Here is an 18113-nt window from a genome sequence, read left to right as displayed (position 1 = left end):
ATAGGTTATACTCATATTATGAGTTCTTATGAACTATTCTACGAACTTTTCAGAGAAATATCAAATGGTGGAGGGAAACAGATATGGAATCATTTGCATTGACTCGTGTGGAGATGTCCAGTCTTCTGCTCTCATTGACCGGATTATCAGACCGGAAACCGCTGAATATCCTCCAAGAGGCATGGACTAAATTTCATCTTGATGAAATAGAAAAGGGGACTTCGTTACCCGCTTTTTTATCTACAGATGTTCCACCCATTTTACAAAAGATCATTAAGGGCGATAATGTTAAAGGCTTTTCACTCGGTGAAATTGCAACATTAGGCCATCTTATAGAGTATTCCACGTTGACTGTGACAACTATGCAGAACTGGGTAAAGCGTGACTTTAAGGAGTATCTCGGTTCTCCAAGAGAAGGAAAGAAATATTCAGTGAATCAGGCGGCTCTTCTGTTTATGATCGATGATCTCAAATCTGCCCTTAATTTTGAAAGCATCCGTCAGCTATTCCGATTAATGTTCTTAAAGCCAGATCGAGACGATGATGATCTCATAGAACCGGCAAAACTGTATTATGCATATGCTGGGCTTTTTGAGGAGATCAAGAGTAATCCGACTATACAAACGCAATGCAAGGTAGATCAACAGTTGCATAAAGAGTTTTCATGGAAAGAGGATTCCCTGCTTAGAAATTCCACAGATCGTGTAATCAATCGTCTGACGCATCTAACTAGATCTCAGAGAGAATCTGTCCGCAATATACTGCTGATAGCTACGATTGCTGTTCAGACCTGTTATTTTCAGTCGCTTGCCAGACAATATTTTAATGCTGCTTTATTTCTTGATTTTTGAACGCTACAATTTTAAAATGTATAAGTGAAACAATCAAAAGTAGTTTTATTAGAGAGATGTTGGATATAAGGGGGTTTGGAAGTGAATCAAATGACACTGCTGCGGAATCCAAAGCAAAGGAAACTACTCTTCAGCGCAGGCTTAAGCTGGATGTTCGACGCGATGGACGTTGGGATGATTTCTTTTGTTGTCGCGGCTTTAGCCAAGGATTGGAGTCTGGGACCGGAGCAGATCGGTATATTGACAAGTATTAACTCCGTGGGCATGGCTGTAGGTGCCGCTGCGGCAGGAATATTAGCAGATCGTTTTGGACGTAAACCGATACTTCTGTGGACACTCCTGATTTTCTCGGCTGCAAGTGGATTGTCGGCTTTTGCTACAGGCTTCGGAATACTCTGTGTACTCAGGTTTATCGCTGGGTTTGGACTTGGCGGGGAGCTGCCTGTCGCCTCAACATTAGTGTCTGAAAGTATGCCTGCCCGTGAGAGAGGCCGTGCGGTTGTGCTGCTGGAGAGCTTTTGGGCGGTTGGATGGATTGCTTCTGCATTAATTGCATTCTTCGTCATTCCTGATTATGGCTGGCGTGTAGCATTCGGTATTGGTGCTGTTCCCGCTCTCTATGCGCTATATTTAAGACGCGCAATAGACGATTCACCGAAGTTTGCTGAGATTAAGAAGGCGCCAGTGTCCTTGAAAAAACGAATCGCAACGGTATGGTCACCAGAGTATCGTCGTTCTACTATTATGCTGTGGATTTTATGGTTTACCGTGGTGTTTTCGTATTATGGCATGTTTCTGTGGTTACCTACAGTTATGGTTCTTAAAGGCTTTAGCTTGGTTAAAAGCTTTGAATACGTGCTTATCATGACACTCGCTCAGCTGCCTGGTTACTTTACTGCCGCTTATTTCATCGAGAAGTTCGGCCGTAAGTTTGTCTTAGTCATTTATATGCTGTTCACTGCTGTCAGTGCTGCATGGTTTGGTAATGCGACTACAGAAGGTATGCTAATGGCTGCGGGGATTTGCTTATCGTTCTTTAATCTCGGAGCATGGGGCGGCATGTACGCTTATACACCAGAGTTGTACCCAACAGCTATTCGTTCAACAGGGGCTGGTTTAGCAACTTCCTTTGGCCGGATTGGTGGTATCATCGCACCTTTACTAGTAGGGGTGCTGGTAGGTAAATCTATAGCGATTGGCTCGATCTTCATGTTGTTTTTTGTAACGATTATTATCGGTGCATTAGCAGTGCTCTTCCTAGGAAAAGAGACAAAGGGAACGGAGCTTTTGTAGAGGATAATTCTTCATTACATACTTGATGTTAATCTATCAACAATGCTAATATTTAATAAGAACAAAACGGTTCCTTCACAGTTGTGAACAGGGCCGTTTTTTTTAACATATCGGAAGTTATATATTAGTGGAAACACTTTACGTTAGTCCTTCTTTTATTAAGAACGGAGCGATCGAACATGAATAAGGATAGGAAGCAGCCTCATTTTACGGAACTAGTCTGGGAAAGTACGGAACAAAATATTCCGATACCCCCGCGAAATTCATCAGAATCAGCGCTGCCTAAGAGATCTTCTGCAAATAAAGAGAAGCCCAAAACATCTTCTGAGCCTTCTCTGCAGTTACAGCTCTGGGATCTAGAGACTGACACCCCGGAGCCTGTGACAACAACCGAAGGTCAGTTTGTAACAAGAGCGAAGGAATTGGAACATAGAACCGAGGATTCAGCACTATTTGTTCCATTTAAGAGTTACTGGCCCACGTATGGTCATATGACAGGCACACAAAGTAGATGGTATTTTTATTGGCGTAACGAAGTTAGACAGGGTATATATCCAAAAACGGATCTTTCATATATATTTCTTCATGTGTATGAGCTTATTAATGGTGTAGGTTGGAAAGATCCTTATGATGGCTATAAGCAGCTCAGTCAAATCTGGGAAGCTTATCGAGAAAATTATAAACGTCTAGATCAATATTTGGGCGGTTGGATTGCGGACTTCTCGTTTGTTCATCATTTGGATGTGCCTCTATCTTTAATCGTTGCTCGTTCACGCGGTCTTGCCGGTGATCTGGCAGAGCTAGAGTTAGAGAGATGTCTTACTGTAGCTCCTGAGCAGCTAACCTTTACGGTATTAACAGCAATGTCGGACTACGATATTAGTAAATCGAAGTTTTATATGGGGGAAGGTAAAGAAGCCCTCGAACGATATATTCCGCAGGTAGTGGCATTAATCAACGCTTATGTTACGCGGAAACATGGATCGAATCTGGTTGAAATGTTCCCGCCTGGTCCCTCAGTGATGCGGGAGCGTTATTTATTCCGTAGCGCCGTATATGATATTTCGCTATATGGCTATTCTGTACTTATACCGGTTGTGCGTATCAGTAAATCTCCACCGCTTCGAAGTTTGATTACAAGGCTATTCCGATTGACTGAGAATAAATTACGGGAACTGATGGGATATCGAGGTCGGCTCAAAGGGGTTAACGTGGATGCGGATATGGATGACCTAATCACTCGTTTCCTGAAGCGGGAGTTTGAGAAAGAGAAACTGGAGGATAAGGGTCCAGCAGTAGTCATTGACCGTGAGAAGCTTGAAAGACTGCAAAGTGATTCCGAGATTGTACGAACCATGCTTACGGTTGAGGAAATGAATGAGCTGGAGGAACTTGAGGATAGCGGTTTTGAGATTACTAATGAGGAATCCGAGCTTGAAGAAGTAGTACAAAAAGAAGAATTTGAAGATATTGAGGATGAAATCATTGTACCGCTTCAGTCTCTTGAGCCTGAATTAACGATAGAAGAAATTCAATCTGCAAACGTAGATACGGAGTGGGAGCAGTTCGATAAGGCTTTAAGTCCACTCCAGCATGAAGCGCTCCTTGCGCTTATGAACGAGGATGGAACACAAACCATACAGAAGCTAGCGGCTGTAAACGGCACAATGTCAGAGCTCTTGATTGATGAGATCAATGACATCGCAATGGACATTCTAGGTGATTTGATCATAGATGGTGAAGAAATTGCAGAGGAATATAAAATTTATCTGCTTAATATTTAATGGGGTGAACTTTAGATGGACGTTTTGAAAATTCCTAAACGTATGACGACAGCGCTAGTTAATTCACTGACAGCCGGTGTGGTTCCGCGTATCGGACTAGAACATATAGCCGTTGGTCGTCGGCCAGAGATTGAAGCAATCTTGAGAGATATGGACAATATCGCGGAGGGTGGAGCGGCCTTTAAACTGATTACAGGCAAATTCGGTAGCGGTAAAAGCTTTCTTTTGCAGATGATCCGTAATTATGCGATGGATCGGGATTTTGTAGTAGCCGATGCGGATCTTTCCCCTGAACGAAGATTAGTGGGAACGAAAGGACAAGGTCTTGCTACATATCGAGAACTGATGAGTCATTTGTCTACTCGGACGCGTCCAGATGGAGGTGCTCTGGAGATTATTTTGCAAAAATGGATCATTACGCTTCAGCAGTCTGTGATGCAAGAGAATGAATACGGCCCTGATCACCCCCAGCTTGGTGATGAAGTTGAGAAACGAATCTATGCTGTAGCCTCCGAAATGCGCGGTTTAGTACATGGATTTGATTTTGCCAAAGTGCTGGCTTCTTATTGGAATGCACATAAGCTCGCTGACGATGAATTGAAGCAGGATTCCCTTCGCTGGCTAAGAGGTGAATTCGCTACTCGAACGGAAGCACGAAAAGCACTTGGTGTTGGCGTGATTATTGATGATGATAATTGGTATGATTATATGAAGCTGTGGGCAGAATTCACTTCTGCTATCGGTTATAAGGGACTGCTGTTGTTCATAGACGAAGGCGTCAACCTCTACAAAATCACGAACAGTATCTCACGTCAGAGTAATTATGAGAAGCTGCTTACGATGTTCAACGATACGATGCAGGGCAAGGCAGAAAGCCTAGGAATTTTTATAGGGGGGACTCCGCAGTTTGTGGAGGATGGACGGCGTGGATTATTTAGTTATGAAGCGCTGCGTTCTAGATTAGTTGCAGGAAGATACGGTGCAGCAGGTCTGAATAATTTCACTGGACCTATTATTGCATTGGACATGCTTTCACACGAAGAAATCCTAATCCTTTTGCAAAAGCTTAGAGATATTCATGCGCTACATTATGGTTATGAAGCACAGTTAACACAGGAACAATTGGTTCATTTTATGGAAGAAGCTGTGGGCAGATTAGGGGCAGACGAGCTCCTGACTCCGCGTGAAGTGGTGCGTGATTTCATGGATCTTCTTCACACTTTGCACCAGCATCCGGAGATTTCATTCGAGAAGCTAGTGGGCGAACGAACCTCCAAACCTGCTGAAACAGAGCAAAACGAGTTGGATGGATTCCTCGCGGAGTTTGAATTATGAGTGATAATCCGTTTTATCGGCTGGCTCCCTTCATTAAAGAGTTTATTTATAAAAATCGCTGGGAGACGTTGCGTGAGGCGCAGGTGGATGCCTGCCGAGTGCTGTTTGATACGCCGCATCACTTACTGATTGCTTCCGGTACTGCTTCAGGTAAGACTGAGGCGGCATTTTTTCCAGCGCTTACTGAGTTATATGAACGTCCTTCCGGTTCGGTCGGTATTCTGTATATCGCTCCCTTGAAAGCATTGATCAACGATCAATTTACACGGCTGAACGATTTGCTCCGTGAAGGCAATATTCCGGTATGGCACTGGCATGGGGATGTTCCGCAAGCCGATAAGACGAAGCTGGTGCAGAATCCTTCCGGCGTGCTACAGATTACCCCTGAATCGCTTGAAGGACTATTGATGAACCGTCCGAATGCTATCCCGGCGCTGTTCCATGATCTCCGTTATATTGTCATTGACGAGGTGCATGCCTTTATGGGTGCTGATCGGGGGATTCAGGTTCTGAGTCAGCTGGCGAGAATCTCACGAATGGCAGGATGTCATCCGCGTAGAATAGGTCTATCGGCTACGCTAAGCGACTATGCTTCGGTGACGGAGTGGCTGGCGGCAGGGACACGGGAGAGCGTAGAGGTGTCCGCTCCACAAGGCGGGCGTAAGCTCCGTTTAAGTGTGGAGCATTTCTCTTTCCCGGATGCACGGGATGAAGTGCAGGCAGAGCATTTAGAACGCGCGAAGCAGTCTTACTACGATTTCATTTACGATCATACGCATCTTAAGAAAGCGTTGATCTTCACGAATAGCCGCTCGGATGCGGAGACGGCGACTCTTGAGCTGCGGAGAACGGCCGCGAAGCGTGGGGAACGGGATGTTTTTCACGTTCACCATGGCAGCATCTCCGCGATGCTCCGCGAAGAGACGGAAGCCGCGCTGCGGCAAGGCTCTGGACCTGCAGTCGCGGCAGCGACATTGACGCTGGAGCTGGGCATTGATCTAGGAGAGCTGGAGCGAGTGCTCCAGGTCGGCGCTCCCTATAGCTGCGCAAGCTTTGTGCAGCGACTCGGTCGCTCGGGCAGGCGCGGTGACGCCGCATCCGAGATGATCTTTGTCACGCCCGAGGAAGAGGATGAGGAAGCGCAGCTTCCGGCAAGGATGCCTTGGACGCTGCTTCGAGCGATAGCGGTTATAGAGCTATATGTGCGCGAGAAGTGGGTTGAACCACTGGTGGTACGCCAGCTGCCAGTTGGGTTGTTATACCATCAGACGATGAGCATATTGAAGAGTATGGGGGAGGCGGAGCCGGAGGATTTAAAGGAGGCTGTTCTGAGCTTGCCTTCCTTCAATAGTATTGATCCCGCGGATTACGACATCTTCATGACTTATATGCTGGGCATGGGGCAAATCGAGAAGATGGATGAAGGCAGCTTGATTATTGGGATGGCGGGAGAAAAGATAGTGAACAATTTCCGCTTCTACGCAGTGTTCAAAGACGATGAGGAGCATGTTGTCTATAACGGAACTGAGGAGATTGGATCTATTACAACGGTACCACCGCCAGGGTATTGTTTTACTCTGGCAGGGAAGCTTTGGAAGGTAGAAGAGGTCGATAATCGCCATAAAGCTGTTTATGTAAAAACTTCACGCGGTAAGGTGGATACGCTGTGGCTTGGAGCGGGTGGAGATGTACATACACGTATCATGACCAAAATTCGGGAAGTCTTAGGGGCTACTGCGTTATATCCGTATTTAGCTCCGAGTGCGGCTGCGCGTCTTGAACGAGCCCGCCGTTTAGCGAAGGAGAGTGGATTGCTTGAACGCTCCGTTATGCCCGCAGGTGGAGATTCGATGTTTATTCTGCCATGGGCGGGTAGTCGGCAGTTCCGCACACTAGAGCGCCTTCTCAAGAACAATTTGAAGAGCTCACAGGGACTTCGATCTATCGTGCCGATGGAACCTTATTATATGGTGGTTGCAGGCAAAACAGATGCAGAAACGCTGGAAGCGGAAATCATTGCTGAAAGTATGGCTGCCTCAGATCCTTTATCATTGTTATCTCCAGATGAAGCACCCTACCTTGGAAAGTATGATGAGTTCATCCCACATGAATTGCTTCGCAAGGCTTTTTCCTTGGATGGACTAGATGTTCCTGGGCTGCTTGAAGTGCTAAAACAATGGCGGCAACCACAGTAAATATAGTAAAGCGTTTTAATTGAGACGCCCACTTATGTGGGCGTCTCTTTATGTTCAGACCCTCAGGGATATTTACCCTTCGCATCAATATAGACTTTCCTGCTATTCCAAAAGTTGTATAAAAATTTAGCGGACGGAGAATAGTACCTAAAAGATTCCTATTAGAGGATGATTGCGATGTGGTCTAAAATAGTCTCTTATATTCCGGATTGGACAATTTTTATGCAGGCGGCGATCACGCTGCTTTTTCCAAGTACTTGTATTTCTATGTTGGAAGCGGACGCTCCAAGGAGTCAGGAGCTAACGCTCAGGATGCAGAGCCAAAGAAGACAGACAACGGGGAAGCAAATCAACAGCAACCTAAGACTACAGTGTTTACCCAAGATTACGATGCCGATCTAGCGGTGATAAGAACGGCATTGGAAGGAAACAGTGATGTACATTTCCGTGAATTTACAGTCAAAGGTATTCAGGCACGTGCCGCATTGGTCTATGTGGAGGGCATGCAGGATGAAGAACTAATCAATCAACAGGTGCTGCAAAATCTGATGTTCGCCGGTGAAATGCAGGCTTCAGAAGGAATATACACCTTCATGAAACAGAATATGCTCCCGCTGGCTCAGCTTAGTGATGCCAGAGATTTGGACCATCTACAGGAGTCTGTCCTGTTTGGATATACCGCACTGATTGTTGAAGGTATGGGAAAGATGCTTCTGGTTGGCTTTCCACATGGAGCAGTTCGCGCAATAACTGAGCCAACCTCGGAAGCTTTACTGCGGGGACCCCGGATTGGCTTTACCGAAGTGCTCAGTGAGAATACCTCTATGTTACGGCGTCAAGGTCTTAATAAGAATCTGGAAATGAAAAGGGTTGAAGTGGGTAGCGAAATCAAGAAGAGTCTAGTTATCGCTTATATGAAAAACATTGTAAATCCTGATCTGCTACAGGAAGTGAATGAACGGATCTCCAAAATTGATATGGATTTTATTCTGGAATCTGGCTATGTGGAGCAGTTAATCGAGGATGATTATTTAAGTCCGTTTCAGCAAACACAGAACACGGAAAGACCCGATCGAGTGATTGCCTCTTTATTAGAGGGGAGAATTGCAATTTTGCTGGACGGCACACCGTTTGCACTTATTGTTCCAGTGACGTTCAGTATGCTTTTACAGTCTCCCGAGGATTACTATGAGCGCTGGTTTCCAGGAACACTATTACGGGTGTTACGGTTTTGCGCATCATTTCTGGCTCTGTTAGCCCCGGCGCTGTATATTTCCTTTATCTCCTTTCATCCGGGACTAATTCCTACTCAGCTGGCCATTTCCATAATTGAAGCACGCCAAGGTGTACCCTTTCCTGCTTTAATTGAAGTACTGATTCTGGAGATTTCTATTGAAATCTTACGTGAAGCTGGAATTCGTCTGCCGAAGCCCATAGGTCCGGCAATGGGAATTGTCGGAGGTCTGATCATTGGAGATGCCGCGGTACAGGCCGGTATTGTAAGTCCATTTCTAGTAATTGTCGTTGCAGTGACAGCGATCTCTTCGTTTTCCATACCGATGTACAGTGCTGGAATTACCCTCCGGATCTTACGATTCGCAGGCATGTTATTTGCAGCTGTCCTGGGCATGTACGGAACCATCCTGTTCTTCCTGCTGATTTGCAGTCATCTGACTCGCCTTTCAAGCTTCGGGGTGCCTTACATCACACCTATCTCGCCCTTTCGGGTAAGTGACTGGAAGGATTTATTTATCCGTGCACCCTTGTCCATTATGAAGCGAAGACCGGAGATGCTGAAAACCCAGAAGAAAAATCGCAAATCCTAGAGAATGTATTCTTGCAGGAGCAGGGGGGAGACCACAGTGTTCAAACGTACGGATGACAAGATCACAACCTCGCAAGCTGCCATAGTATTGACCAATTCAATGCTGGGTGCCGGAATTTTGACCTTGCCAAGAGATCTTGTCAAGGCTGTACAGACTCCTGATGCCTGGGTTTCTGTGGTGCTGGGTGGTGTCGTCGTGTTTATGGTAATTATGGTTATGGTAAAGCTTAGTCAGCAATTCCCAGGAAAAACAGTCTTTCAGTATTCCAAAAAAATTGTTGGAAAGCTTCCTGGCAGTGTGCTGAGTTCACTGTTGATTCTGTACTTTATAGTCATTGCAGGCTTCGAAATCCGTGTACTGGCGGAAGTAACGTTGTTCTTTCTTCTGGAAGGGACTCCAATTTGGGCGATTGTGATGCCGTTCATCTGGGTAGGTACCTATTTGGTGTATGGGGGGATTAATTCCATTGCCCGTGTGTTTCAAATTGTGTTTCCGATCAGTATCTTTATCCTGATTATTTGTTTTATCTTAAGCTCCAGAATATTTGATATCCATCATTTACGCCCTTTTATGAGTGAAGGCCTGATGCCGGTCATTCGGGGGATGAAGTCGGGCATCCTGATCTTTACTGGATGTGAGGTTGTTATGATCATGACGGCCTTTATGGAGCATCCGCAGGAAGCGGTTAAAGGGATGATGGTCGGATTCTGTATCCCATTGGTACTGTATTTGGTAACTGTTGTGATGGTTATAGGAGGTCTGTCCATCAATTCTGTAATCACCAGTACCTGGCCTACGATAGATTTGGTACGAAGCTTGGAAATTTCAGGATTCTTTTTTGAACGATTTGAATTTCCTTTGTTAGTCATATGGCTGATGCAGATGTTCTGCAATTTTTGCAGTTTTTTCTTTAATGCGTCACTTGGAATTTCGCAAGTGTTTAATCTGAAGATCCATCCGGTTATGTTCGCCTTAATGCCTGTAATTTTCATCTGCACGATGATTCCTCAACGCATCAACGATGTCTTCAGTCTTGGTGAATCGATTGGCTATATGGGTGTGCTGATTTTTATGCTGTTGCCACTTTTATTGTCGATCGTATTACTAATCAGGAAGAAAGGACTCAAGCAGAATGTTTAGACAGAGGGTAATACACTTACTAATAATATTTATGATTCTGCTTACGCAGCCTGGTTGTTGGAGCAGTAAAGAAATTGAAGACCTGAGTGTTATTACGGGATTGGCACTTGATAAGGGGGAACCTAGAACGCTCGAACGGGAATTTGAGGAGCGTGGAGGGAGCTACCCAAAGCATAATAAACTTACGGCAACCGTACAAATTGTGCCTGAAAGAACAATCGGGAACTCCGGTAAAGAAGGTGAAATAACCAAAACCCATTTTTACAATATTTCAGAAACAGGGGATTCTCTGCTTGAACTATTCCGTCAGTTCTCCATTCGTAAAAACCGTCCGATTATAGGCCATCACCTTAAGGTTATCGTCATATCAGAGGATCTAGTGCAAAAGGCGAAGATCAGACAGTTAATGGATTTTGTACTCCGAGATAACGATATCCGTCCCAGCTGTCTCATATTTCTTAGCCAGGGGCTCGCGTCCGATTCGCTTATGACAACTGAGGAGGAGATTCCATCCTTCCGGCTGGTGGAGATGGTCCGTAACAATTTCAGAACCAGTAAAGTTATGAAGGGCATAACGTTATCGAATCTAGATGCGCTGATGTACTCCAAGCAAAGCTTTGTGTTGCAGAACGTTATAGAGGCACAAGGGGAGATCAAATTTTCCGGAGCCGGTATTATCAAGGGAGATACAGGACATTGGATCGGAAATCTCGACCAAAATGACGTGGAGAGTATTGCCTGGATCAAGGGGGATATAAGAGGAGGGAGCCTCAAAGCATATGATCAGTCGAACGAGTCGATTACTTATGAGATTAAATCCGTTAAGAGCAAGATTACGCTGAAAGAGACCGATGATAAGAAGATATCATTTCATGTTGCAATTGAGTCCACTGGACGCCTAATTGAGAATTGGGATGTTGATGCGTATTCCTCGGAAGTTGATTATTTCAAAGAACTAGAGAAGATATTTGAAGAAAAATTAACCCAACAAATCAATGCTCTTATCAACAAAATGCAATCCACTTACAAAGTGGATGTAGCAGGATTCGGAGATTGGTTTAGCATTGAAAGGCCTCATGTCTGGAAACAGATTAAGGATCATTGGGACGAAGAATTTACTCGGATTCCAGTGACCTTTGATCTAAAGCTTAAGATTACCGATTTTGGTACAACATCTGATTGAACGAATTTCCAGATAGAATATCGAAAATAAGTTTAATCGAAGCGCCCGCATTAACGGGTGTTTCGTTATGTTCGGACATATATTGTATTTTTCTAGAAAAAACAAACCATTTATCTTAAATTTGACACCTTGTTGAAAGCGCTTAACAGTACAATAATTAGCCTATAACGAAAACAGGGGGCGTCAAACAATGGTCAGCAAAAAAATGAAGGCAACTTCAACAATTGCGTTATCAGCAGCTTTGGTTTTAAGTATGGCAGCGTGTGGAAATTCAAACAACAACGAGAGTAAAGGCGCTACAGAGTCGAAAGGGAATACAGCTACGAAAGCTCCAGATGCTGGAACTACAAAAACCGATAGCGGTAAGAAGGTCACGATTACGTTTCAAAATATTTACCCGGATCCAGCCACACCTTCTTATAAGATGCTTCATGAATTAGTTGACCAATATGAAAAAGAGAATCCTAATATTCACATCGAACTGGATACTTTAAATACGGACCAGCAAAAGGTCAAATTGAAAACACAAGCCGCTTCCAAAGAAATTCCTGATATTACGATTGTTAACCCGGCTGCACAAATGAAACCTTTCGTTGATGCTAAGCTGTTCGCTCCCCTGAATGACATGCTGGATCAAAATGGTCTGAAAGACACCTATCAATCCGGTCTGCTTGATTACTACAGCTTTGACGGCAATGTGTATGCACTGCCAGATGGTAATAACATCGAGGTAGTCTACTATAATAAAGAACTTTTCGAGCAAGCGGGAATCAAAGACACTCCTAAAACATTTGATGAATTACTCCAAGATGTAAAAACCTTGAAAGCAAAGGGCATTACGCCAATTGCGATCGGTGAAAAAGATTCCTGGACAGGTTCATTCTTGTTCATGAATATCCTGCTTCGCACTAATGGAGGACCTGGTTTCCTTCAAGATGTGCTGGATGGCAAAAAAACATTTGAAGATCCTGCTTTCGTAGAAGCTGTAGACCGGTTCCAAGACCTCGTGCAAGCAGGTGCATTCCCTGATGGAGCAACTTCCATTGATGCTAATGCAGGCGGTAATATCTTCAAATCCGGTAAAGCTGCTATGTGGGTTATCGGTTCATGGGAAACAGGCGCAATCGATGCTTCCTCAGTGGCTGGTAAAGCAGGAGCTTTCCAATTCCCAAGCGTCAATGGTAAAGGGGATCCAAATGAATTCATGCTCGCACCAGGTAGCGCCTTTGCGATTTCTGCGAACAGTGAGCATTTACAAGAAACGAAAGATTTCTTGAATTTCTTCACTCTGAATCTTCCTAAAAAACAATTTGAACTTAAAAATGCTGTAGGAATTGGTCAAAAAGTGGATGGAGACCTGAAAGGTGCAGGATATTCGGATCTGGCGATTAACATTTCAGGATTGTTTAATCAGGTTAAAGGTGGCGACTTGGCCTTTGACAACACCATGAACCCAGCTACTGCACAAGTCCATCTCAGCAGTATCCAAAATCTTTTTGTTCAAAAAGTGGATTCCGCTCAAGTAGCTAAAGAACATCAAACCGCATTTGAAGCTAATAAATAAGAAGGTTTCGAAAACGCGATGCGAGGGTGCTTAAACGCTTCTTCGCATCGTGTTTACATTCTAGGGGGCGGAAATAATGAAGGTACTAAAGGTTCCAGCGCGCACAATCGCCGTCTTCGTGTTACCTTGCCTGCTTTTGTATGTGTGCTTGGTGTTTGCTCCTATCCTAGTATCCTTTTATACAGGATTGCTGCAATGGGACGGAATTACGACTACGAAAACATTTGCTGGACTTGCTAATTTCAAAGAGATGTTTTTTCATGATCCAGTGTTTTGGCCATCCGTAAGGAGGACTTTGCTCTATGCGGTTGCTTCTATGGTGGAAATTCCATTTTGTTTGCTGATGGCTATTCTTCTAAATCGGTATGTGAGAAAAGGAAACACTTTAGTTTCTATTTACTTTACGCCGGTTATTTTGTCAGTGGTTATCATTGGGCAGCTCTGGAAAACGATCTATGATCCGGTCTCCATGGGAGGGATGTTGAACGGCGTTCTGATCTCACTTGGACTAGATAACTGGACTCACAATTGGATCACAGAACCTAAAATTGCGATGTTCGCGCTCTATGCAGTATCTCTTTGGCAATATTTCGGCTACCATTTGCTGATTCAATATACCGGGGTTCAGAATATTCCGGATGAGCTGTATGAAGCGGCAAAGATTGATGGGGCTGACGGATTCAAAGCCGACCGATATATCACTTTTCCGTTGATTATTCCAATCTTTAAAATATCTATCGTACTCGCATTTATAGGGTCATTGCAGGCTTTTGATCTTGTTATGGTTATGACAGCCGGTGGACCAGCTCATGCTACAGATGTGATTTCCACACATATGTACAACAGTTCATTCCTATCTTTTAAATATGGATATGGCAGTGCGATCGCTTCGTTCTTGGTTATTCTGTGTCTTGTGTTTACTGCTGGCATTAATACTATCTTTAATAAGCTCGAGAAAAAATTCAGTTAGCAAAGGAGTGCGCGATCATGCGGAATGTCAAGCATAAACGCCCAAAGCGTCCTTACAAGGACGGTAAGCGTTTAAGCGAGAAATATAAGAATAATGTATTCCGTGAAACTAATACGTTCTTATATTTTAAAAAAGGACTCGTGTATCTTCTCTTTGCGATTCCTGTCGTTACCCAGTTATATCCTCTTCTATGGCTAATGCTCTATTCCTTAAAGACTAATGAAGAGATTTTGGGAGGAAGTTTTTTCTCGTTTCCTAAAATATTTCAGTGGCATAACTATAGCGAAGCTTATAAAGCCGGTAGTTATCTAAAGTATTTATCCAACAGTGTTATAGTTACCGGTGTAACAATGATCTTCGTCATTCTGCTTAGCTCGATGGTAGCTTATGCGATCTCTCGCTTTCGTTGGCGTTACGGCAACTTGGTCATGACGATATTCTTAATGGGAATGATGATTCCCATGCAGGCCACTTTGCTGCCATTGATGATCATTTTCAAAAATATGCATATTCTAAATACGCATTTGTCGCTCATATTGCCTTATGTAGCTTTTTCAACGCCTATAGCAGTGTTTATTCTAAGTGGGTTTATGAAGAGTATTCCGCATGAAATCGAAGAATCGGCGTTTATCGATGGGGCAAGCGTATATCGGATCTTCCGCACGATTATTCTTCCGGTCTCTATACCGCCGGTCATGACAGTATGTATTCTAACGTTTATTAACATTTGGAATGAATATATCTTAGCGGCAACCTTCATTTCCTCCGAGAAATTGAAAACCTTGCCCTTTGGCGTCTACACGTTCGTTAGTCAGTATTCTGTAAACTATGGGAATATCGGTGCTTTTCTAGTTATGGGTGCGTTGCCCGTCATTTTAATCTATTTCTTCTTATCTAACCAGATCACAAAAGGAATGGTAGCAGGGGCAGTAAAAGGCTAATATTGTATTGCAAAACATATAAATGGAATTATAATGAAGGAGCAGCTGGACAGATGAGTTGGAGGAGGGAAGCCTTTTTTGAGAAATAGCTTTCATTCCATTCACCATCGATTGTTTTTGCTGTTTCTTTTTTGTATGTCTAGCATTCTATTAATTGTGAGTCTACTCTATTACAATCGGACAACCGTACAGTTTCATGAAAAAATAAGCGATTTGTCGCAGAAAAATGTCGCTCAGACGGCGGATCTATTCAGCTTGCTGTACAAGGGGTATGACAGTCTCTCTAAATCACTCAGCAATAACTTTGAATTAATACGTCTGATAAATGAAACAAGCAATGAGCCCGCTGTAGCCTATATCAATGAACAGACGATTACAAATATTCTCGGCGCTATATTTTATTCTCGGGATGATCTTGTTGGTATCCATGTCATTACAGATAAAGGTAAGATCTATAATTACGGAAACTATATGAATGTGGTTGATCCCGATTATATGAAGGAAGATTGGTACCATCAGCTGCAGGCTTCCTCCGGTAAAATGGTCTGGCTCGGCGTCTATGAACATTCTCTTATCGATCAAGTGGAGGATAGTCCTGTGTTTGCCTTCGGCCGTCAGATTTACGATCTCAATGAACATAAACCAATTGGCATTGTTCTGTACGAAACGAATCCGAAGCCTGTTCTAGATGCGCTTGATAATGTGAAGCTGGGTGAGCATAGTCAGGTGTATTTAATGTCGCAGGATGGGCGATTCGTATCCTCTGCCGAAGATCAGGAACCTGATTTAACTCAGCTACCGTCTTTGCAGAACTCCCAGAATGTTGTGGTCGAACAGACAGCCAATCGTCTGCTTGTCGCTTCTAAACTATCCTTCTCCGGTTGGTGGGTGCTTAGTATCACTCCTAATCGCGATCTAAATGTTGAGTTGGTAGAGATGAAACGTTATCTGTTCATTGTATTTTCGATTCTTGTTCTCGTCTCTACTTTGATAGCTTCTATTGTTTCACGAACGATTTCCTTGCCGCTTAAAAAGGTGATTCGAGAGATGAAGCAGGTGGAGATCGGTAATTTCCGGGGAATGGTGAATGTTTCATCTTATCAAGAGATTAATATTCTTGTTGCTTCGTTTAATCGGATGGTTCGCCGGATCGAAGAACTAATCGAGCGGGTAAAACTTTCTTCCGTCAGTGAGAAGAATGCTGAGCTTCATGCCTTGCAATCTCAAGTGAACCCACATTTTCTATACAATACTCTGGATATGATTTATTGGATGCTGGATGAGGAAGGGAATGAGCAGCTAGGCGAGCTTGTGCTCTCGTTATCTTCTATGTTTCGGTACAGCAGTCATTGGGAAGTTGACGTAGAAGTCACGCTACGAGAAGAGCTGGAACAAATCGGGCACTATCTAAATATTATTTCTATCCGGCTGGAAGGTCGTCTACGGATTGAGATAAATATAGATGAACGATGGCTTGAGGTTCGCCTTCCCAAGATGACTGTACAACCGGTCATTGAAAATGCTGTAAAACATGGCTTGGAATCGCTCGATCGTCAAGGTATTCTGAAGGTGAGTATACTTGAAGAAACTGGAGTGCTGAACATCGTCGTTCAGGATAATGGCAAAGGTATGGATGCAGAGAAGCTGAATGCATTAGTGGAATCCTTGGATCGGCCATCAACGAAAGAAAATGGAAAAATGGGGATAGGTCTTCAGAATCTACATCGGCGGCTCCAGCATATGTTCGGAGAATCCTATGGGCTTGTGATTCGAAGTTTACCTGGAGAGGGAACCGAGGTTGCTATCGTGCTGCCGATTTCGCAGGAAGGAGAGCGTAGTCGTGAACATTCTCATAGCTGATGATGAACGGGTGATCCGCGAAGGGATCAAGCGTACTATAAGAAGTATTTATCCAGATTATTGTGTACATGTTGCAGCATCAACAGAAGAAGCTGTCAAGATTATGGAGGAACACTCCATTCATATCGTCTTAACAGATATCCTTATGCCCGGTATGAATGGCCTGGAGTTCATGAGGATTTCTAAGCGGAGGTATCCTTATGTCAAATGGGTAGTCATCTCTGCTCACAGTGAGTTTGCCTACGCGCAGGAGGCTGTTCGTCTTGGGGCGAGAGATTATTTACTTAAACCGATCGGCAAAAGCAAGCTGCTTGAGATTATCAGTAACTTAACGCAAGAAATTGAGCAGGATCGTAAGCTCATTAAAGATGAAGACCGATTAAGGTCAAGTCTGAAATTTTTAAGAGAAGGTGTGTTTCAGAGACTCGCATCTGGCTTCAATCTCGGTAATTTAGATATCAGTCAATTGATAGAAGATCATCAATATTTCTATTTGATTTTGCTGCAAATGGATGCGGGTGATAAAAACGTTCGAATAGAACATTTTATTGTTGAAAATGTGTTAACTGAGCTGATAGAACGGGACGGGAGCGGGTTTGTTGTCAGCTACGACCGACAAAGTTTACTGGGCTTAATCACCTTAAGGGAAGAGGCGCGATTAGAAGCTTTTCTGGATGATGGGCGGACATATTTGAAGCAATATTTAAAAATACCCTTCCAAATGATTCATTCCGGACTAAGCTATGATATAAATTCTGTCCCACAGATCGTAACGAGCTTAAGAGAGGCCGCGAATTCGCAAGTATTGGATTTAGCACCTGCGAAAGGAAGCGGTGAAAAAGCCATCGACATCGCATTGCAATATGTAAAGGAACACTATTACGAAGACCTCAGTTTGGAAAAGATTTCGTCTGTTGTATTTTTGAATCCGGTCTACTTTAGTCAATTATTCAAACAGAAAACGGGTCAGGGGTATAAGGAGTACGTTACATCTTTACGATTAGAGCAAGCGAAGCTGCTGTTAGTGAATTCGAAGCTTAAGGTGGCAGAAATCGCTGAACGTATTGGATATCAGGACATGCGACATTTTACACAGATGTTTCGCAAGCGGTTCCTCTTAACTCCGACGGAATATCGTCAGCAGCTTCACAAAGGAGCATACTAAATTATC

Annotated in this window: 12 protein-coding genes and 1 pseudogene; all 13 read left to right on the top strand. The window is 43.8% G+C overall.

The window, feature by feature from the left end:
- Positions 1-83: 83 nt before the first annotated feature.
- Positions 84-851 (top strand): DUF1836 domain-containing protein, encoded by a 768-nt coding sequence (locus tag ACDZ28_RS24810; RefSeq protein WP_076120529.1) that lies wholly within the window; start codon positions 84-86, stop codon positions 849-851.
- A gap of 90 nt (positions 852-941) precedes the next feature.
- Complete coding sequence (locus ACDZ28_RS24805) at positions 942-2144, top strand: MFS transporter (RefSeq protein ID WP_042132220.1); 1203 nt, start codon at positions 942-944, stop codon at positions 2142-2144.
- Between the two features lie 179 nt (positions 2145-2323).
- Positions 2324-3928, top strand: coding sequence for a TerB N-terminal domain-containing protein (locus ACDZ28_RS24800; protein WP_375103043.1), 1605 nt, complete (start codon positions 2324-2326; stop codon positions 3926-3928).
- Between the two features lie 15 nt (positions 3929-3943).
- Positions 3944-5263: an ATP-binding protein gene (locus ACDZ28_RS24795; RefSeq protein ID WP_375103042.1), complete on the top strand. Its 1320-nt coding sequence runs from the start codon at positions 3944-3946 to the stop codon at positions 5261-5263.
- Positions 5260-7458, top strand: a complete 2199-nt coding sequence (locus ACDZ28_RS24790; RefSeq protein WP_375103041.1) for a DEAD/DEAH box helicase — start codon at positions 5260-5262, stop codon at positions 7456-7458. Before ACDZ28_RS24795 ends, ACDZ28_RS24790 begins: the two co-directional genes overlap by 4 nt.
- A gap of 177 nt (positions 7459-7635) precedes the next feature.
- Positions 7636-9284: pseudogene (locus ACDZ28_RS24785) on the top strand (spore germination protein).
- 36 nt (positions 9285-9320) lie between these two features.
- A complete protein-coding gene (locus tag ACDZ28_RS24780; protein WP_339286678.1) occupies positions 9321-10424 on the top strand; it encodes a GerAB/ArcD/ProY family transporter in 1104 nt (367 codons plus the stop codon).
- A complete protein-coding gene (locus ACDZ28_RS24775) occupies positions 10417-11607 on the top strand; it encodes a Ger(x)C family spore germination protein (protein WP_375103040.1) in 1191 nt (396 codons plus the stop codon). The genes ACDZ28_RS24780 and ACDZ28_RS24775 overlap by 8 nt, the downstream gene beginning before the upstream one ends.
- Positions 11608-11797: 190 nt before the next feature.
- Positions 11798-13171 carry an extracellular solute-binding protein gene (locus tag ACDZ28_RS24770; protein WP_042128092.1) on the top strand — a complete coding sequence of 458 codons (1374 nt, stop codon included), beginning with the start codon at positions 11798-11800 and terminating at the stop codon, positions 13169-13171.
- 76 nt (positions 13172-13247) lie between these two features.
- Positions 13248-14141: a carbohydrate ABC transporter permease gene (locus ACDZ28_RS24765; protein WP_042128090.1), complete on the top strand. Its 894-nt coding sequence runs from the start codon at positions 13248-13250 to the stop codon at positions 14139-14141.
- Between the two features lie 17 nt (positions 14142-14158).
- Positions 14159-15082: a carbohydrate ABC transporter permease gene (locus tag ACDZ28_RS24760; protein ID WP_231573787.1), complete on the top strand. Its 924-nt coding sequence runs from the start codon at positions 14159-14161 to the stop codon at positions 15080-15082.
- 78 nt (positions 15083-15160) lie between these two features.
- Positions 15161-16942 carry a sensor histidine kinase gene (locus ACDZ28_RS24755; protein WP_375103039.1) on the top strand — a complete coding sequence of 594 codons (1782 nt, stop codon included), beginning with the start codon at positions 15161-15163 and terminating at the stop codon, positions 16940-16942.
- The gene (locus tag ACDZ28_RS24750) at positions 16923-18107 is read left to right on the top strand and encodes a response regulator (RefSeq protein WP_076120537.1); all 1185 of its coding nucleotides are present in this window, start codon (positions 16923-16925) and stop codon (positions 18105-18107) included. The genes ACDZ28_RS24755 and ACDZ28_RS24750 overlap by 20 nt, the downstream gene beginning before the upstream one ends.
- Positions 18108-18113 lie beyond the last annotated feature (6 nt).

Source organism: Paenibacillus sp. RS8 (assembly GCF_041956825.1).
Lineage (GTDB): Bacteria > Bacillota > Bacilli > Paenibacillales > Paenibacillaceae > Paenibacillus_AQ.
The sequence above is the reverse complement of the archived record's forward strand: the minus strand, read 5'-3'. Positions and strand labels throughout refer to the sequence as shown.